This is a genomic window from Marmoricola sp. URHA0025 HA25, assembly GCF_054059435.1.
The window spans coordinates 3,802,433-3,820,659 of record NZ_JBSSCD010000001.1 but is presented as its reverse complement, the minus strand read 5'-3'; the positions used below and the strand labels follow the sequence as shown (position 1 = coordinate 3,820,659).

General features: G+C 69.1%; 18 protein-coding genes. 5 read left to right on the top strand and 13 right to left on the bottom strand.

Features of this window, described 5'->3' with window-relative positions:
* Positions 1–131: 131 nt before the first annotated feature.
* Positions 132–1,064 carry a helix-turn-helix transcriptional regulator gene (locus tag ACVW00_RS18770; RefSeq protein ID WP_457112412.1) on the bottom strand — a complete coding sequence of 311 codons (933 nt, stop codon included), beginning with the start codon at positions 1,062–1,064 and terminating at the stop codon, positions 132–134.
* A gap of 151 nt (positions 1,065–1,215) precedes the next feature.
* Between ACVW00_RS18770 and ACVW00_RS18765 the strand changes: the two genes are divergently transcribed.
* Complete coding sequence (locus ACVW00_RS18765) at positions 1,216–2,058, top strand: SDR family oxidoreductase (RefSeq protein WP_457112411.1); 843 nt, start codon at positions 1,216–1,218, stop codon at positions 2,056–2,058.
* A 127-nt stretch (positions 2,059–2,185) separates the two neighbouring features.
* Here ACVW00_RS18765 and ACVW00_RS18760 read toward each other — a convergent pair whose 3' ends face one another.
* Positions 2,186–2,647: a hypothetical protein gene (locus ACVW00_RS18760; protein ID WP_457112410.1), complete on the bottom strand. Its 462-nt coding sequence runs from the start codon at positions 2,645–2,647 to the stop codon at positions 2,186–2,188.
* A gap of 202 nt (positions 2,648–2,849) precedes the next feature.
* Here ACVW00_RS18760 and ACVW00_RS18755 point away from each other — a divergent pair, with 202 nt between their 5' ends.
* Complete coding sequence (locus tag ACVW00_RS18755) at positions 2,850–3,464, top strand: DUF4145 domain-containing protein (protein ID WP_457112409.1); 615 nt, start codon at positions 2,850–2,852, stop codon at positions 3,462–3,464.
* A 290-nt stretch (positions 3,465–3,754) separates the two neighbouring features.
* Here the strand turns inward: ACVW00_RS18755 and ACVW00_RS18750 are convergent, their stop codons facing one another.
* The 5 genes from ACVW00_RS18750 to ACVW00_RS18730 form a co-directional block, all read right to left on the bottom strand.
* Positions 3,755–4,987: a right-handed parallel beta-helix repeat-containing protein gene (locus ACVW00_RS18750; RefSeq protein ID WP_457112408.1), complete on the bottom strand. Its 1,233-nt coding sequence runs from the start codon at positions 4,985–4,987 to the stop codon at positions 3,755–3,757.
* Positions 4,988–5,113: 126 nt separating this feature from the next.
* A complete protein-coding gene (locus tag ACVW00_RS18745; RefSeq protein WP_457113141.1) occupies positions 5,114–6,541 on the bottom strand; it encodes a TRAP transporter substrate-binding protein in 1,428 nt (475 codons plus the stop codon).
* Between the two features lie 97 nt (positions 6,542–6,638).
* Positions 6,639–7,307, bottom strand: a complete 669-nt coding sequence (locus ACVW00_RS18740; RefSeq protein WP_457112407.1) for a response regulator transcription factor — start codon at positions 7,305–7,307, stop codon at positions 6,639–6,641.
* Positions 7,304–8,803 (bottom strand): sensor histidine kinase, encoded by a 1,500-nt coding sequence (locus ACVW00_RS18735; RefSeq protein ID WP_457112406.1) that lies wholly within the window; start codon positions 8,801–8,803, stop codon positions 7,304–7,306. Before ACVW00_RS18735 ends, ACVW00_RS18740 begins: the two co-directional genes overlap by 4 nt.
* A 6-nt stretch (positions 8,804–8,809) precedes the next feature.
* Positions 8,810–9,172, bottom strand: a complete 363-nt coding sequence (locus ACVW00_RS18730) for a response regulator transcription factor (protein WP_457112405.1) — start codon at positions 9,170–9,172, stop codon at positions 8,810–8,812.
* Positions 9,173–9,310: 138 nt separating this feature from the next.
* Between ACVW00_RS18730 and ACVW00_RS18725 the strand changes: the two genes are divergently transcribed.
* Positions 9,311–11,032, top strand: coding sequence for a sensor histidine kinase (locus ACVW00_RS18725; protein WP_457112404.1), 1,722 nt, complete (start codon positions 9,311–9,313; stop codon positions 11,030–11,032).
* A 69-nt stretch (positions 11,033–11,101) separates the two neighbouring features.
* On the opposite strand, the gene ACVW00_RS18720 is transcribed toward ACVW00_RS18725, so the two are convergent.
* A complete protein-coding gene (locus tag ACVW00_RS18720) occupies positions 11,102–12,157 on the bottom strand; it encodes a Gfo/Idh/MocA family protein (RefSeq protein WP_457112403.1) in 1,056 nt (351 codons plus the stop codon).
* 99 nt (positions 12,158–12,256) lie between these two features.
* On the opposite strand from ACVW00_RS18720, the gene ACVW00_RS18715 reads away from it, so the two are divergent.
* Both ACVW00_RS18715 and ACVW00_RS18710 read left to right on the top strand, forming a co-directional pair.
* Positions 12,257–13,489 carry an extracellular solute-binding protein gene (locus ACVW00_RS18715; RefSeq protein WP_457112402.1) on the top strand — a complete coding sequence of 411 codons (1,233 nt, stop codon included), beginning with the start codon at positions 12,257–12,259 and terminating at the stop codon, positions 13,487–13,489.
* Complete coding sequence (locus ACVW00_RS18710) at positions 13,486–13,800, top strand: muconolactone Delta-isomerase (protein WP_457112401.1); 315 nt, start codon at positions 13,486–13,488, stop codon at positions 13,798–13,800. The genes ACVW00_RS18715 and ACVW00_RS18710 overlap by 4 nt, the downstream gene beginning before the upstream one ends.
* On the opposite strand, the gene ACVW00_RS18705 is transcribed toward ACVW00_RS18710, so the two are convergent.
* From ACVW00_RS18705 to ACVW00_RS18685, 5 genes are read right to left on the bottom strand one after another with little or no spacing between them, the layout of a single operon-like run.
* On the bottom strand, positions 13,797–14,879 hold the full coding sequence (locus tag ACVW00_RS18705) for a LacI family DNA-binding transcriptional regulator (RefSeq protein ID WP_457112400.1): 1,083 nt from the start codon (positions 14,877–14,879) through the stop codon (positions 13,797–13,799). The two genes, ACVW00_RS18710 and ACVW00_RS18705, sit on opposite strands and share 4 nt — an antisense overlap.
* A 10-nt stretch (positions 14,880–14,889) precedes the next feature.
* Entirely contained in the window at positions 14,890–15,402 is a 513-nt protein-coding gene (locus ACVW00_RS18700; RefSeq protein WP_457112399.1) for a VOC family protein, read from the bottom strand.
* On the bottom strand, positions 15,399–16,382 hold the full coding sequence (locus ACVW00_RS18695; RefSeq protein WP_457112398.1) for an alpha-ketoacid dehydrogenase subunit beta: 984 nt from the start codon (positions 16,380–16,382) through the stop codon (positions 15,399–15,401). The genes ACVW00_RS18700 and ACVW00_RS18695 overlap by 4 nt, the downstream gene beginning before the upstream one ends.
* Entirely contained in the window at positions 16,375–17,328 is a 954-nt protein-coding gene (locus tag ACVW00_RS18690) for a thiamine pyrophosphate-dependent dehydrogenase E1 component subunit alpha (RefSeq protein ID WP_457112397.1), read from the bottom strand. Before ACVW00_RS18690 ends, ACVW00_RS18695 begins: the two co-directional genes overlap by 8 nt.
* Positions 17,328–18,119 (bottom strand): SDR family NAD(P)-dependent oxidoreductase, encoded by a 792-nt coding sequence (locus ACVW00_RS18685; protein WP_457112396.1) that lies wholly within the window; start codon positions 18,117–18,119, stop codon positions 17,328–17,330. The genes ACVW00_RS18690 and ACVW00_RS18685 overlap by 1 nt, the downstream gene beginning before the upstream one ends.
* Between the last annotated feature and the right edge of the window lie 108 nt (positions 18,120–18,227).

Genomic DNA, 18,227 nt, shown 5'->3' with positions numbered 1-18,227 from the left:
CTCACGGCGCGATCGGCTTCGGACGGCCACGAACGCGGCGGAAAGACGTATGGAGCTAGGCGCGCCGCTCGGGGAGGTCGAAAGACGGGTTGCCGGCGTCGTAGGAGTCCCGGGGGGCGTTGGTTCTTCGTTCACTCGATCCGGGGTGACACGTCCTCGGTGTTGGTGGCGCGTGGGGCACCGAGGTTATCGGCGGTCGCGGCCCAGCTGGCGAGGAGGTTCAGCGCGTCCTCCGTGGGGGACCCGGGCTCCGCGGTGTAGATCAGCAGGCCCTGGTCCGGGTCGGCAGGCAGCGGCAGGGACTCGAAGAAGACGTCGAGGTCACCGACGACCGGGTGGTGGAGGAGCTTGGTCCCGCTGGTGTGGATCCGGACGTCGTGGGCGGCCCACCGGACCCGGAACTCCTCGCTGCGGGTGGACAGCTCCCCGACGAGGTCGGAGAGCCTTCGGTCGTAGGGGTCACGGCCTGCTTCGGCGCGGAGGAGCGCCACCGTGTCGGTGGCGACCTTGTCCCAGTCGCGGAAGAACGTCGTCGCCTGCGGGTCGAGGAACACGAACCTGGTCGTGTTGGGCGGGCTGGCCGCGTAGACCGGTGAGAAGAGTGCTTCGCCGAGGGTGTTGGCCGCGAAGATGTCGCCGCGTCCGTTGAGCACGAACGCAGGCGCTCCGACCAGGGAGTCCAGCACCCGCTGCACTGGCGCGCGCACCTGCTGCTGGACCGGTCGGCGTCGTGGTGGGCGGGTAGTGCCGGCGGTGTGCAGGAGCCGGAGCAGGTGCGCCCGCTCCGCCTCGTCGAGCTGCAACGCCTGCGCGATCCCTTCGATCACGCTCTCGGAGACGCCGGTGGCATCGCCGCGCTCGAGGCGTGTGTAGTACTCGCTGGAGATGCCTGCGAGCAGGGCGACCTCCTCGCGCCGTAGGCCGGTGACGCGGCGGCGCTCACCGCCGTACAAGGGCAACCCGGCCTGCTGCGGGGTGACCTTGGCGCGCCGAGTGCTCAGGAACTCCCGGATCTCTCCGCGGATGTCGCGCCGGACGTCGCGAGCGTCGTTCCTGTCGGTCATGCCTTCACCTTACGAACGTTTGTGCCTGGCTGGGGGGCACTGTCGGGGACCCCCTCTACAGGCACTCCCGCGCGTCCGATCCGGCTGATTCGGTTGTCGAGGTCGCCGCGATCACGCGGTGGGTTGATCCCGACAAGAGGAGTGCACTCTCATGAGTGAGAAGAAGGTTTGGTTCATCACCGGCGCCGGCCGCGGTCTGGGCGTAGACATCGCGAAGTCCGCGTTGGCCGCCGGGCACGCCGTGGTCGCGACCGGTCGCAACACGGGCGCGATCACCGCCGCCCTGGGCGAGGACGACGATCTCTTGATCGTGCAGCTCGACGTCACCGATGCGATCTCCGGCGAGAAAGCTGTCCAGGCCGCCATCGAGCGATTCGGGCGCATCGATGTGCTGGTCAACAACGCGGGCAACTTCAAGGCCGGGTTCTTCGAGGAGATCACCCCGGACGACTTCCGGACCCAGATCGAGACCACCCTCTTCGGTCCCGTCAACTTGACCCGCTCGGTCCTGCCCGTGATGCGCGGACAACGCTCCGGACTCGTGGTCACGATCTCCTCGACTGCCGGCATCAGCGCGGCCGGAGACTTCATGACCCCCTACGCAGCCTCGAAATTCGGCGTCGAGGGCTTCATGGAGAGCCTCACGTCCGAGGTAGCCCCGTTCGGCATCCGCACGATGCTGGTCGAGCCTGGGTTCTTCCGCACCGAGCTGCTCTCTCCGCAGTCGACGCAGTACGCCGCGCCGTCGATCGCTGACTATGCGGAGCGCACTGCGGCGACCGTGCAGGCGTGGAAGGGCATGGATGGCAAGCAGGCCGGAGACCCCGCGAAACTCGCCGACGCCCTGGTGCAGCTCGCCGACCAGGACGCGCCGCCGCTGCGGTTCGTCGCCGGCTCGGACGCGATCGAGGCAGTCGAGGAGAAGGCCAGGCTCCTGCTCGCACAGGCCGACGCCCACCGCGAGCTGTCTGCGAACCTCGCCCACGAAGCCTGACATTGATCCGCGGGGGCGCGGCGTTTGCGAAAGGGCCGTGGGGCACGGCGCGCGTACCCGCCGCTCACGCGGCGATAAGACGCAGGCTCAGCCGGTGGTCGATTCGTCGCCCTCCGCCTGAGCGTTCCTAGTTGCCCGCGAGCTGTTCAAGAAGCCAGGCGACTTCGACGGCAGACACGCCAGCGCGCTGCGCCCTGGCGCGACAGCGTCGGTCCTCACTCACGAGCATCGCATTCTCGAAGCTTGCGGTCGCGATGATCAACGCGTCGTTGGTGCCGCCGGCGTCACGCATTCCGTTTCTCATTTTGGTGTCGAAGACGGCGGCGTCGGCTTCGGACATCAGTCGAGCTTCGCCTAGGCGGGAGCTTCCAAGTACAAATCCACCCGCCGCAACCGGCTCGGCGAGTCGAAGGACTCCGAGCAACCGCTCGCGACGTCGAGCGTCACCAACAGCGGTTAACTCGTCACGCTGGACGTGAGTGGTCAGAAGGTGAAGTCGCCCACCGTCGATCGGATCGCCCAACGTCTGCCGAAGTCCTTCATCGTCGGCGAAGACGTCGTAGACGTTGCTATCGAAGAGGACGAGCATGCATCCAGCCTGACATGGTAAGCCGCGAGGCGGGCTCAGGTCACAGTCGCGGCGGGTATGACGCACCTTCAGCCACGGCGGGCTCGAGCGGCGTGACCCAGTTGAGAAGTGGGTGGGCCGTTTCGCAACAGTTGTCGGGGGTTCTTCCTAGGGTTGGCGTATGGCGAGTCGGGTTTGCTGGTCCTGCGGGACGTATACGCACATGACTGTGGTTCAGGGGACGGGTCAGACCCTTCCAACCGGTCGCGGATTGCAGGGCATCCAGATGTTCCGCAAGCAAGCGGCGTTCAACTGCGACCAGTGCAAGCGAATGAGCATTGGCGAGGCGAACGATTCTGCGAAGACTTTTGGGCACGACGTCGAGCCATACCTCGAAGCAGACAACGTCCGGCACTGGTTCCCTGAGTCCGCTACAAGCCGAGAGTTCCCCGACATACCCGAGCAAATTGCTCAAGCAGCGACCGAAGCAACCATGTGCCTAAGCTTCGCGGCTTACCGCGCTGTCGGGTCGCTGGCCCGTGCCGTGATCGAGGCGACCGCGAAGGACAAGGGCATGAGCGCAGGCGGCCTCGTCGACAAGATCGACGCACTTGAGGCCTCGGCCCACATCAGGCCACATACGAAGGAGCAGGCTCACGAGATCCGTCACTTCGGCAACGACATGGCGCACGGTGACTTCGTGGCGCCCGTGATCAGGGAGGAAGCCGAGGAGGTCATCGAGTTAATGCGAGAAGTGCTGGATGAGGTGTACCAATCGCCGGCTCGCCTGGAGAAGCGACGGAATGCACGGATCGCAAAGAAGGCTGCGGACCAGTGAACGCGAACAAAGACTGTGCGTGGGGACGGCGGACCGGAACTCGCGGCGGAGTGACGCACCTCCGTCGTCCCGCGGATCGCGTCGTCCAAGTGCGCGCTCGCGCTGTATTGATCACATGAAACCGCAAAGCAGCGAGGCCGCGCCGGTGCACATAGCGCGGCACGCCGATCGGTCCCTCGCAACTCTGACAGGGCCCGACTGCGGCGCGCACGCAGAGCGTCCAGACCCGCCAGTTCGTCGATCGGAGAGGGCCGGCGGATGCCGACCCTCCCCGACGAGTGGGTCGCGAACTACTTGCACAGCACGCTCACGCATTGGGCGGGGTTGCCGTTGTCGCTGGCTGTGTTGCCGCCGCCGTCGATGACCCCGGCTACCGCCTCGACGCCGAGGTCGAGGTTGTCGTTGGCGGTGTTGCCGGTGATCGTGGTCTCGGCAGCGTCGATGTGGATTCCATCGTCACCGTTTGCGTTGGCCGTGTTGTGTCGGAGCAGGGTGGCGGTCGCGTTGTTGTCGACGACTATGCCGGAGTCCAGCTTGCTGCTCACGACGTTGTAGGCGACGGTATTCCGGGCGGAGGCGTTCTCCGAGTCGAGCGAACTCACGAGGATCGCTGGACCGCGGCCACCCGTCACTGTGTTTCGTTGGATCAGGTTGCCTTCGGCACCGTCGAGGATGACACCGAACCCGCCGGCGTCTGGGAACCCGAAGGATCCGGTTCCCGTGACCCAGTTGTCACTGACGTTGTTGCCGTGGGCTTCGAAGAGGATCACGCCGTCACCGTTGGCGGTGACGACGTTCGCGTAGACGTGGTTGTCGCTGGAATGGCCGATGTCGATCGAAGACCCGCCGGAGTGGGAAATCCTGTTGCCTCGAACCATGTTTTCGTCACTGCCGTCGAGGAGGATGCCGTGGTCGTTGCCGTCGAGCACGTTCTGCTCGAACCGGCTGCGGCTCGAGCCGAACACCGGCATGGCGTAGCCGTGTGCGCCATGCACCGAGTTGTGGTCAAGGTCCATGTCGCTCGAGTCGAACACGACAATGCCACTCACGCCGTCGCCGATCGACGAGTTGTGATCGACTCGGCTCTGCGTCGATTGGCCGACGATCATCCCGAAGCCGGTGTTGTTCGTCGACCTGATCCGGTCGACGCGGTTTCGATTCCCGCCGGTTACGAAGACGCCGACATCGAAGCCCTGCACGGTGCCGCCCGTGATGGTGACGCCGTTGTGGCCAGTGACGCTGGCGATGCCGACGTCGCAGACCGCGTCACCGGGGCATGATTCGACTGGTGCGCCGTCGCCGCGGATGGTGTGGCCGTTCAGGTCGAGCGTGATGTCGTCCGCGCCGATCACGAGGCCGTTGTCGGGGCAGTTCAGCAGGTCGCCGGTCAGCTTCGTGTCGGTCGTGACCGTCGCACCGCAGGTGATGCCGCTGGACTGAGCTTTGGCGCTGGCTGGACCTACTGCGAGCACCGTCGCGGCGGCGAGCGTGGACACGGTGGCGATGTTGATCAGGCGGTTCATGGTGCGTTCCTTTCGTCGGGCGTGTTGGGGCAGCTCGGATGGCCCGTTGAAGCAGCGCGCATCGAGCGCGGCACCGGATCCGCGGGCTCTTCGGTTGCTGCGCGAGCCGAAATGAGGCGAGCGCTGCTACTTCTTCTTGATCCAGGGATGCGACCAGACAGCTACGTCGTCGCAGTGGCCGTTCTGAAGGTTGCTCAGGGCGAGGGTTGAGCCGTTGAGTGACCAGGTGACTGTGAACGGTGCCGTGGTGCCGTTCTCGGTGAGCTCGAGGGTGTCGCGGAAGACTTGGTAGCTGCCTCGCCAGCCGATGTCCTTGGTGCCGCCGGCGGGCTGTTCGTACTGGGTGACGCTGCCGTGGTCGAAGACGACCTCGAGGGTGCTACGCGCCGGGAGCCCGGGAGGCCGCGTGTCGCAGGCGGCCTGGAAGTCGGCCGGTGTGGACTGCCTCCGGTAGATGCCGTCGATCGGTGAGGCGGGCTGCGATGTCCCGCCGATGCCTGCGCAGGATGCGGTCTCCGGCTCGGCCTGCAACTGGTCCTTGAGGGCTTGTATCTGGTCCAGCCACTTCTTGGTGCTGGCATCGCGTCGCAACGTGGCATAGACGGGGTCGACGGCGGCACGCAGGGCGTCCAGCTGTTGGGGTAGGGCTGTGGGCAGGGTCATGCCGCCGCGGCACAGAACTGGCAGCGCCTGCTGGTCCTCCTGGCGGGAGGCGTCGATCGCAGGCTGCAGCGCGGTGTCGACGGCTTTCCGCAGAGTGTCGCGTTGCGGTTGCGCGAGCTTCGCCCAGGCTGATTTGCCCACGATGATCACCAGCGGGCGCGGCCACAGGTTGAGGTTGGCGGTGGTGAACTTCGCCGTTGTGTCGTAGCGGTTGCCGGCGATCGATTGCATCTGCTGCTCGTAGCCGTCGACGCCATGCAGCTTCGCCCCGCCCGCGACCGGAACCGCTGTGGCGCCCAAGGTGTGCAGGGTCAGCTGGGTCAGGGCGGAGTCCTGGTCGGCGATGCGGGTGCCGGCGAAGTCGGTGGGGGCGAGGAACGGTTTGGCGATGCCCACCACCTTGCGCATCGGCCCGGGCAGCACGCCGATGCCGACGACACGGGCAGCGTTTACGCCGGTCAGCATCTGCGCCGGGATGCCGTGCTCGAAGACGCTGGCCTCCAGGTCATAGCTGTCGACGAGCATCGGGGCGAGCAGTGCCTGGAACGAGGTCGCGCCCACCCGGTCCATGGCGCGCGCGCCGACCCAGGCCATGTCGACCTTTCCCTGCTCGATGTCGCGGATGGTCTGCACCTCGTTGTTTGCCTCGCCGGCATGCCAGGAGTTCTTCAGCTCGATGCGGATCGAGCCGTGGGACAGGTCCTGCACCGCCTTGATCCAGGCCGTCAGTTGGGCCGGTGGGCCGTCGTTGGGCTGGGCCAAGGTGAGGACTGTGGCGCGGGTGTCGAGGCCGCCGCCTGCCCGGTCGGGCACGGTGCTCGAGCAGGCCACTGCACCGGTCGCGAGCGCGGTGGCGGTTGCGATGAGCCGCATTGTTGTCCGGACCGTCATCACGCGCCTCCGACCGTGGGAATGCCTCGACGGTAGTTGGCCGGTGCCGGCTGCCCATCCGGGTCAGCCCCGTAGAGTCCGCGTTGTGTCATCGGGGTTAGCCCCGATGCGGTGGCCGCGGTGGTGCCTGCAGGAACGCCAGTACCGCGAGCACCCGACGGTGATCTCCGACGGATTCGGCGAGATCAAGCTTGCGGAAGATGCGGGTGACGTGCGTCTCGAGCGTCTTGGCGCTCAGGAACAGCTGGTGTGCGATCGCCGCGTTCGATCTGCCCTCGGCCATGAGGGCAAGGACATCGCGTTCGCGTGCGGTCAGCATTGACAGCGGTCCGGGATCGCGTGGTCGCCGAATGAGCGTGGTGACGATGGTCGGGTCCAGGACGCATTCCCCGTCGATCACCCGTCGCAGCGCGTCGAGCACGACCGCCACGTCGGTGACGCGGTCCTTGAGGAGGTAGCCGAGGTGCTCGGGCGCCTCGCCCAGCAGCTGCGATGCGTAGCCCGACTCGAGGAACTGGGAGAGGACGACGATCCCGGTGGATGGATACGCATCGCGGATCGCGTGGGCGGCGTCGATCCCCTCCGTGGTGAAGGTGGGGGGCATCCGGATGTCCACGATCACCGCATCGAAGGACACGTGCTTCAACTCGTGCATCAGGCTCGGCTCGTCTGCCGCGGTGGCCACGACGTCGACGCCCGCCTCGGTGAGAAGGCGGGCAAGGCCCTCGCGCACCAGCAGCGAGTCATCGGCGATGACGACCTTCACGGGCCGCTGCTTCCGCTCAGGGGAATCTTTGCCGTGACGCTCGTCCCTCCACCCGGACGCTCGACAACCAGCAATGTGCCGCCGAGAGCCTCGACCCGGTCGGTGAGCCCGCGCAGCCCGGAGCCGTGCGGGTCGGCGCCGCCGCGGCCGTCGTCGGTGATGGTTGCAATCGCCGACCCGTGCTCTTCGCGCACATCGACCACAGCACTCGATGCTCCCGCGTGTTTAGTGACGTTGCCCAGCGCTTCGGCGCACACGAAGTACAGCGCAGCCTCAACAGCCGGCACCAGCCGGCCAACCCGAACCGAGACCTCTGTGGCCTGGCCCGCGTGCGCCGTGAGCGAGGGCAGCGCCGCCGTCAGGCCGCCGGCTGCGAGGAGGGCCGGACGCACACCGTGCGCGAACTGCCGCAACTCCGCCTGGCCTGCCGCGACCTCGTCGAGCACCCTCGGCAGCTGCCCGGCGAGCGCAGGGTCGGCACCCACTTCCGGCTGCTCGAGAAGAGCTGCGACGGTCCGCAAGTGCCGCTCCGGACCGGCGTCCAGGGCGCGTTCGATTGCCCGGCGTTGCGCGTCGGCAGCCTCGACGATGCGTCGTCGGGAGCGCTCCACGTCCGCGACCCTGGCCTGCACCTCAGCCCGGGTACGCGTGTTCACCAGGGCGAGTCGCAGCGCGCCAACCGCTCCTGTCACGAGCCCCGAGTCCTCCAGGATGGCCGGGTCGTGGACGAGCACCGCGACCGGTTCGCCGTCCTCCACAATCGGGGTGTGGACGCGGTTCGCACCGGAGGTGTCGACCGGCATACCGGACTCGTCGACATACTCGGCGCGGCCGGGCACCCGGTAGCCGAGGACAAGGCTCGGGTCGCCGAGCCGTCTGCGGAGCTCGCCCTGCAATCCGCCTGTCTCGGCCCGACGGCCGAGTTGGATCACCAGATCGGACATCGTCGCCTCGGTCCATCGGCCATACCGGAGGTCGAGCATCAACCACATCACTACGACGCAGACGACCGCATCGTAGGTGACAAGCACAGCCCGATCCGCCTTCAGGTCGAGCAGGCCGTTGGCGCTGCTCAGGGCGAGAACGCCGGCGAAGGCGCATGCCGCGATCAGGGCAGACACTGCCGCCTTTCGCGCCGGGCCGGACGTCAGCGCGAAAACGTCGGCCGCGGCCACCGCGATGAGGATCGCGAGCCCGGCGGTGAGCCACGGATTGCGGGCGATGGAGTCCAAGACAGCAGCCAGGTATGCGCCGGCGACGGTGATCACCGCCAGCGGGCGGCGCAGCCGGCCGGTCGGATAGGAGATGTGCAGGTGCACCATCGGGCCACGGTGCAAGAACACGAGCGAGGGCAGAAAGGAGCCAAGGAACCACGTGACCCCGACCGCCGCCATGATCAGTCCCACCCGCCGATGGCGCCCACTCGTCACGGCCGCACAACCGAGCAGCACGATCCCGACGGCGGCGTCGGCGAAGCGGAGCGCGGCGTCAGCCATCGCTCGTCAGCCCGGACACGCGACCGCTGCGAGCGCCACACCGGTCAGACTCGCCTTGGGGAGAAAGCCCCGCGCCGCGCAGGAATCAAGCCGTCCGTGGTACTCCTGCGCGTCGCGGCTGGAGGTCAGCACGACCGCCGGCCGGGCTCGGCCCGCCCGGGTGATCTGGGCGCACACCTCGAACCCATCGGCATCAGGCAAGGCGACGTCGAGCAGGACGACGTCGGGATCGAGACGATCGACAGCCTGCACCGCTGCGGAACCGGTGGCGGCCTCGCCGATCACGACGAAGCCCTCAGCGTCGAGCAACTCCCGCGCAAACCAACGGAAGCTCGCGCTGTCATCGACGATGAGGACGGTCGGCGTCACACGCAGATCGTCGCACTCATTGTTCCCACGCGGGTCAGGGCGCTCCCCGACGCGCGGTCACCGGGTTCGGTGCGAGGATCGTCGAAGCAGCGCGACTTTCCGTCAATGCGAACTCGATCGAGGCCGGGGGAGGGCGGCATGACCATCCGACCCAACCTTGTCGACGCCTTCATCGGTGTTGCCGCCACCGCCATCGGGCTCGAGTCCTTCCTCATCGTCCGGTCCGCCCCAAGCTTCTCCCTCGCAGGCTCCGGGACCTTCCGACAGGTCATCCTGCTTCTGGCGGGCTGGACGACCGTGGCCGTTGGCGTCGCGGCCCGGAGGCGCTACCCCACCCGGCGTTCATGGATGCTGCTGGCCATGGTCGGCGTCGCCCTGCTTGTCGCCGAGTGGGACAGCCCGACTGCTTCGCAAGCAGTGTTCTCCGTCGGGCTGGCTCTCAACGCTGCTGGACCTGCCGTCATCGCCCACTTCGCCCTCTCCTTCCCGTCCGGGCGGCTCATTGCTCGCGTCGATCAGGCGATTGTCACGATCGGCTACGTAGTAACCATCGGTCTACTCGGTCTTGCCGTGGCCGCGACGTTCGACCCCTCGTCTTCAGGGTGCAGTGGCTGTCCACCCAACCTGTGGGTGGTGCACCCCGATGCGCGGCTGTCGATGAATCTTTCGCGTCTCGGCCTGCGCTGTGGTCTGGCCTGGAGCGCCGTCGTGGTCGTCGCCATCATGTGGAGGCTCATCGCGTCGAGCGCTGCTCGGCGCAGGGCCGTCGGTCTGGTGTGGGCCATTGCGGGCCTTGATCTTCTTGCCGTGGCTGCGTCGTATGGCCACGGCCTCGACCCGGGCTTCGTCGGCGCTGACCCGGTCCAAGCCCGCCTCTGGCTGGTCCAAGCCCTCGCGTTACTGCTGCTGGCTGCGGCGACCGGGCTCGCGCTCGTCCGGTCAAGACATTCCCAACGCGGTCTCACCAGCCTCGTCATCGACCTCGGCAACGCGACCCGTCCCGGCCTGCTCCGCGGCGCGCTCGCGGTACGGCTGAGCGATCCCGACCTTGTCCTCGGCTATCCCATCGAGAACGGTCGCCGGTATGTCGACGCCGAAGCCCGCGACGTCGTTCTGACGACCCCGCATTCGGGCCGAGTGCAGACTCGGCTTGCCTACGCCGGGTCCGAGATCGCGGTGCTGGCGCACCGCCACGGCATCCTCGAGACCCCCGAGGCCGTCGGTGAGCTGGTGTCCGCTGTGTACCTCGCCCTCGAGAACGAGCGACTGCGCGCCGAAGCGCTGACACAGCTGACCGACCTTCGATCCTCGGGAAGTCGAATCCTCACCGCTGGTGATGAGGAGCGTCGGCGACTCGAGCGAGATCTGCACGACGGCGCACAACAGCGCCTCATCGGCCTGGCGCTGGCGATGCGGCTGCTTCGCTCCCGAGCAACCACCGGCAAGAGCCACTTGGACATCGCCGAGTCTGAAGTCCGCGAGGCGATCGATGACCTGCGTCGCGTCGCCAGCGGTCTCTATCCGGTCGTCCTGCGCGAATCCGGTCTCGCGGCCGCGTTCGCCGCACTCGCAGAACATCGCCTTCTGCGGATCGGTGACATACCCGGGACCAGGTATCCCACCGTCGTTGAGTCGACGGCCTATCGGCTCGTCGCCCTCGCCAGCGAAAGATCGCCTTCCACCGTATCGATTGACGACCAGAGCGCCACGATCATCGTTCACGTCGATGTCGAAGGGGAGCTACCTGACCTCACCGAAGTACGCGACCGTGCCACCACAATCGGCGGCCAGCTGACCGTTTCGGAGAATCCAGCGCTCTCCCGGGTAGCCCTCGTCCTTCTTGTCGCGTTCGGAACGTGAGCTCCGTCGAGTACCCCGTTCGCGGCCCGCGGTGCGGCTGCTGCAATCTGGGCGGAAAGACGCGCCCCGTTACCCTCCGCTGGCCGCGTACGCGCGCTCGACCAGTTGCAGGGTCTTGAGGGCGTCGGCTCCTGTCGTGGGGGCGGGCTCGATGCCGGCGACCTCGCGCAGGAGGGCACGCATCGGGCCGGCGAAGGCGTCGGGGATCCAGCGGGTGGTGACCGGGTAGGGGAGCCAGCCGTCAGTCGGCAGGGTGCGGCTGTTGACGAGCAGCGTGTCGGGGCGGCCGTGCGGGTAGTCGTACAGCAGGCCGATGGTGCCCTTGATCGAGCCGGACTCGCCGTCGATGCGGAGCAGCGCCTCCTGGTCGCCGGTCTGGTTCTCGTGGTTCACGCGCACGTTGGCGACGGCGCCCGACTCGAAGGCCATCGTGGTGATGGTGCGGGTCTCGCCTGCGGCCAGCTGCCCGGGGCGCCGGGCCCGCACGCAGTGCACGTCGGCGGGGTCGCCGAGGAGGGCGCGGACGGTGTCGAAGTAGTGGATCGAGTGGTACATCAGGTCGAGCCTGGGTGACTCCACCAGCCACGGCCAGGCCGACCAGTCGGTGACGATGTCGACCGAGACGTACGCCGCGGTCACCTGGCCGATCCAGCCGGCCTCGACCATCGCCCTGGCGGCGGCCATGCCCTCGCCGTACCGCATCTGCTGGTTCACCACCAGCGAGCGCCCGGCTTTCTGGGCGGCCTCGACCAGCTCTGCTCCGCGCTTCGACTCCGGGGCGATCGGCTTCTGCGCCAGGACGTGCTTCCCGGCCTCGAGCGCCCGCAGCACGATCTCGGGCTGCGCCTCCGGGAACACTGCGACGTCGACGACCGGGATGTCGTCGTCGGCGAGGATCTCCTCCAGCGTCGCGACCCGGGGGACGTCGAAGTCCTGGGCCAGCGCCTTGGCGCGCTCGGCGTCGAGGTCAGTCACCGCCGCGACCGGCACGCCCGCCTGCGCGTACGCCGGCAGGTGGGCGAACCGGGTGATGGCACCGGCGCCGATGACGCCCACCGGCAGCTTGATCTCGTCGGGGACGGAGAGGTCGCACGAGGCGGCGAGCTCGGTGAACGGGTCGAGCACGGTGCCTCCCAAGTGACGCTGGGTGTTCCCAACATCACAGCACTCGTGATACGAATAGTCAAACGTTTGAACAGTCCGTGGACCACTCTGGGAGGTGCCATGTCCGACGTCCGTGAGCTGGTGGTGCTGGGGCGTGCCTTCGACGGCTTCGAGCGGTCGTTCTCGACCCAGCTCGGGTCCCTCGACGACCTGCCCGCCCGGCACGAGCTCGTCGAGATCTCCGAGCTGGAGGAGCGGGTGGTCGGCGACGGATCGGCCGCGACGTCGGGCGAGTACGACGTGCTGCTGCTGATCACCGACTGGCTGCCGCACCTCATCGCCGAAGGCCTCCTGCTGCCGCTCGACGACGCGTTCGCGGAGCAGGCGCCCGACGGCTGGCCGGACGCCTGGGTGCCGGCGCTGCGTGAGCTGCAGCAGGATGCTGACGGCCGGACCTACGGCGTGGCCTACCACGACGGGCCGATCATGTGCCTGTACCGCACGGACCTCTACGAGTCGCCCACCGAGCAGGCCGGGTTCGAGGAGAAGCACGGCTACCCGCTGGCGCCGCCGGCGACCTGGACGCAGTTCCACGACCAGGCGGTGTGGTTCGACCGGCCGGACCAGGGCCTGCGCGGCACCGTGCTCGCGGGATACCCCGACGAGCACAACAACGTCTACGACTTCCTCACCCACCTGTGGAGCCGCGGGGGCGAGCTGGTGGTCGACGGTCGCTCCGGCCTGGACAGCGAGGCCGCCGCCGCGGCGATCGACTTCCTCCACGACCTGTGGCACGAGAGCAAGGTCGTCGACCCGGAGGCAGCCGGCTGGGACAGCGTCCAGTCGGGCATCCACTTCGCCGCCGGCGAGGCGGCGATGATGGTCAACTGGGCGGGGTTCGCCTCATTGTCGGCGGACTCGGCGTCACCCACGCACGGCCTAGTCGGGTGCGCGCCGGTGCCGGGCCATGACGGCCCGGGTGGCAGTGCGGTCACGATGAACGCCTACTGGGTGCTCGCCGTGCCCGCCGGCGCTCGCGACCCGGAGCGCTCGATCGAGCTGGTCCGCCGCCTGAGCACCCACGACATGGACGTGGTCACCGCCGTGAGCGGCGGTTCGGCGACGCGTCGTGACGTGTGGGACGAGCCCGAGGTGCAGGCGCTCGCGCCGTACTACTCCCAGCTCGAGTCGGCCCACCGCAACTCGCGCTCGGTGCCGGTCGACCCACGCTGGCCGGCGATGGCCGGGATCCTGAACGAGATGATGCGCGCCGTGGTCGAGGAGGGTACGGCGAGGCAGGCACTCGCCGAGGCCCACCGACGGCTCGACGCGCTGCTGTCCGACGCGCAGTGAGGTTCCTGGTCCGCCTCGAGGCGCACCTCCCGGAGGACCTCGCGGCGCAGGAGCTCGAGCGGCTGAACGCCGCCGAGACCGCCCGCGGCATCGCCCTGCGCGAAGCCGGGGTGATCGAGCACATCTGGCGACTCGAGGGGCGCCGCGCCAACGTCGGCGTGTGGCGGGCCGCAGACCGGAGCGCGCTGGACGAGGCCCTGGACTCGTTGCCGCTGCGGCCGTGGCTGGAGATCGCGGAGGTCGTGGTGCTGGTGCCGCACCCGGTGGGTGGTGACGACGGCCGGGCGCCCGGATCGGGCACGCGCCCCTAGCGCGATCGGCGACCGGAGCGAGGCGGCGGAGCGGTCGACTCGCGGACGACGAGCTCGATGTGGTCGGAGAGCTTCTCCTCGACGACATCGGTGGCGTCCGTGGACAGCAGCAGCTCGACCCCGCGGGCACCCAGGCGCCGCAGCGGCATCGAGACCGAGGTCAGCGGCGGCGACAGGTGCGCGGCGAGGGGCAGGTCGTGGACGGCGACCACCGAGACGTCCTCCGGCACCGACAGCCCGGCTTCGTGCAACCCGTCGAGCACTCCGATCGCGGACGCGACGTTGGCGACGAAGATCGCGGTCGGCCGCTTGGCGGCGGCGAGCAGCTGGTCCACAGCCTGTCGCCCGCCGGCCGGCGTGTAGTCGCCGGACGCGACGAAGGAGGCCGGCACGTCTGCGCCGGCGGCCTTCATCCGTTGCTGGTAGCCGCGCTGGCGGCGCGACGAGGTGTCCGCCTTGGCCGGTCCGGCGACGTGCGCGATGCGGGTGTGACCGAGCTCGAGGAGGTGGTCGACCGCCAGCCGGGCGGCCTTCGCGTCGTCGAGGACGACGTACCGCGGGGTGCCGCCACGCGTGGGACGGTTGTTGAGCATCAGCCACGGCAGACCCTGGCGCTGCAGCCACGCCTGGTCGGCCGTGGTCATCGAGCCGCCGGCGAGCAGCAGGGCGTCGACCCGGCCGGCGCCGAGCAGGTCGAGGTAGCGCTGCGACGACCCGCCGACACTCGACGACGACCCCGCCATGAGCACGTAGCCGCGGCTCAGCGCCTCGGTCTCGGCGCCGGTGATGATCTCGGAGTAGACGGGGTTGCTGAAGTCCGGGATGACGAGCCCCAGCGAGCGGGCCTCGGAGGTGCGCAGGCTGCGGGCTGCGAGGTTGGGCCGGTAGCCGAGGTCCGCGATCGCGGCCTTGACCCGCTCGCGCGTCTCGGGCCGGATCACCAGGGCGGGATCGTCGTTGACAACCCGCGACACGACCGCCTTGTCGACGCCCGCGGCCTTGGCGACGTCGACCAGGGTGACCCGGCGTTCGCCGGTCCGCGCACGGCGCGGCGGGGCGCCGTCAACGGTGGCAGACATGTCGCCGACCCTACTCAAGACCAGCCGTGCCCGTGGCCAGTCTGTGCGGAGGCGGCTGGACCAGCTCGAGCGTGATCTCGTCGGGGTCGAGGAAGTAGCAGGTGAAGCCGCCGAGGTTGACCCCGGCGGTGATGGCCTGGGGCGGGCTGACGAACCGTACGCCGGCCGCGACCAGCCGCTCGTGGGTGGCGCGGGCGTCGGAGACGCAGAAGGCGAGGTGCGAGGCGCCGGGGCGGTTGCGCTCCGGTCCGTACCGCGCACCGCGCGGCACGACGTACTCGACCAGCTCGAGGTGGTGTCCCGAGATTCCCCGTGCTTCGCCCGGGACGGCCAGCTGCGCGATCCGCAACGAGGCATCGGGGAACCCGACCAGGGTGCGGGTGTAGTCGTTGTCCTGGTCCTGCTGGTGGATCAGCTCCAGGCCCAGGAGGTCGCGGTAGAACGCGACCGAGGCGTCGATGTCCCGCACGGTGAAGCTGAAGTGCCAGGTGCCCAGGACCTCCCCACCGGTCGGACCGGTCATCGGCCCATCACCTGGCGCAGGGCTCGCGCGATGTCGTCGACCTGCGGCAGTGCGACCTCCGCAAGGGCGACGGCAGCGGGGATCCGCAGGTCCTGGGTCGCCACGCGGCGCGGCGGCGTCCGCAGGGGTACGCCGGACTCGCACACCCGGGCCACCACCTCGGCGCCGAAGCCGCCGGTCTGGTTGGCCTCGTGGCAGACCAGCAACCGACCGGTGCGCTCGACGCTGGCGAGCACGGCCTCGGTGTCGAACGGGTTGAGCCAGACCGCCTCGATCACGTCGGCGCTGATCCCTTCGCCGGCGACCTCGTCGACCGCGGTCTCCACCGAGCGGGTCATCGACCCCCAGGTCACCACCGTCACGTCGTCCCCCGCGCGACGCAGCCGGTGTCCGCCGATCGGCGCCGGCTCGTCGCCGACGACGATGTCGGCCTTCGCGCCGGCGTACAGGCTGCGGTTCTCGATCACCACGACCGGGTCGTCGCACGCGATCGCCGACAGCAGCAGGTCATGGGCGTCCTGCGGCAGCGTGGGCATCGCGACCCTGATGCCCGGGACGTGCAGCAGCAGCGCCTCGAGGTTCTGGCTGTGCTGCGCGCAGGCGCCGGCCGCGGTGCCCTGCTGGGTGCGGATCGTCAACGGAGCCTGCAGCCTGCCCTCGGAGACGTAGCGCACGTTGGCCGCCTGGTTGACGATCTGGTCGAAGGCCACCAGGGCGAAGTCGATCCACATGATCTCCACGATCGGGCGCCGGCCCATCATCGCGGCGCCGACGGCAGCGCCGAGCATCGCGGTCTCGGAGATCGGGGTGTCGAAGACGCGATCGCCGTGCTTGGCACGGAGCCCCCGCGTCACGCCGAAGACGCCGCCCGGGAGGGCGAGGTCCTCGCCGTACAGGATCGTCTCCGGCCAGTCCGACAGGGCGCGGTCGAGCGCGTGCCCGACGGCCCCGCCGTAGCTGACCTTCAGCTGCTCACCCATACAGGTGCTCCTTGACTCGTGCGACGTCCGCCGGCTCGGCGGCCAGCGCTTCCTCGACGGCGGCGGCGATCTCGTTGCGGGCACGACGCTCGACGGCGTCGATGGTCTGCTCGGGCACACCCGACGCGATCAGCACCCGCTTCAGGCGCACGATCGGCTCCCGGGCGAGATCCCGCTCCAGCTCGCCCTCCGGCCGGTAGTGCTGCACGTCCCCGATGTAGTGCCCGACGATCCGGCGGGTCTCGGCCTCGATGAACGTCGGCCCGGTGCCCTGTCGGGCGGCCTGGATCGCGACGCGGGCTGCGGCGGCGACCTCGGCCGGGTCGTTGCCGTCCACGTGGACGGCGGGTATGCCGAGCGCCTCGGCCCGGGCGGCGAGGTCGGGGTTGCGGACCATGTCGTTGATGGGGGTGAGCTCGGAGTACTTGTTGTTCTCGCAGACGAAGACGACCGGGAGGTCCTTGGCGGCGGCGAAGTTCATCGCCTCGGTGACCCCACCCTGGTTCATGGCGCCGTCGCCGAAGGCGGTCACCGCAACGCGACCCGAGCCGTCGTACGTCGCCGCGAGCGCCGCGCCCACCGCGATCGGCGCCCCGGCGCCTACGATGGAGTTCTCGCCGTAGAAGCCGTGCTCCGGCGCCGAGAAGTACGCCGATCCGCCGCGGCCGCCGTTGACACCGGTCCGACGGCCGAGCAGCTCCGCCAGGATGCCGAAGGGCGGCACCCCGCGGGCCATCGCCCAGCCGTGCCCGCGGTAGGTGGCGAAGACTGCGTCCTGCTCCTCCAGCGTCGAGCAGACCCCGACGGCGATCGCCTCCTGGCCGTTGCTGAGGTGGACAGAACCGGTGATGGAGCCCTCGAGCCGCAGCCGGAGGATCTCCTCCTCGAGCACCCGGATCCGCCACATCGCCTCGAGGTCGCGCAGCTGTCGCGCACCGCTCGTCATCAGTCCATCTCCAATCCGCCGTCGACGTTGATCGCCTGCCCGGTCACGAACGAGGCCAGGTCGCTGACCAGGAAGAGCACCACCGAGGCGAGCTCGTCGGGCTGGCCGACCCGGGCCATCGCCGTCTTCCCGGCGATCTCCTCGAGGTAGGCCTCGCCCGCACCCGGGCCGAACTCCTGGTCGCGCTCGGCCTTGATGCCGGCCCACATGTCGGTGAGGAACACTCCGGGGCACACGGCGTTGACGCGCACGTCCGGCGCGTAGGCCATCGCCGCGGACTTCGTCACGGAGAGCAGGCCCGCCTTGCTGGCGGCGTACGCCGCGGCGTTGGGACGCCCGGACCGGCCGGCCACCGAGCTGACGTTGACGATCGCCCCGCCGCCGGACCGGCGGATGGCCTCGGCTCCGGCCCGGAGCGTGTGGAACACCCCGCTGAGGTTGATGTCGAGGGTGCGGCCCCAGTCGAGGTCGGTGACCTCGGCCATCGGGACCGTGCGCATCACGCCGACGCAGTTGACCAGGATCTGCAGCTCGCCACCCAGTGCGTCCAGGGCGTCTGCCACGACGGCGCGCGCCGGCTCCGGTGCGGAGAGATCAGCAGGGACTGCGACCACGTCGCCGTCCGCGGCGAGGCCGGCCTCCGCCTTCTCGAGCCGCTCACCGGGCAGGTCGGCCACCGCGACCCGGGCCCCCGCAAGCAGGAGCGACCGGGCGATCGCGAGTCCGAGCCCTCCGGCCCCGCCGGTGACCAGGGCACGACGATCGGCCAGGTTCAGGCTGGCGTTGTCCACTGCGGCTCCTGGGGTCTGTTGGCTCTCAGCCAATCATGCGGACGGACGAGAAGTCAATCGTTTGAACGATCCTGGACCGGCGGCCACGTCGTGCGGTCGGCGTGGCCG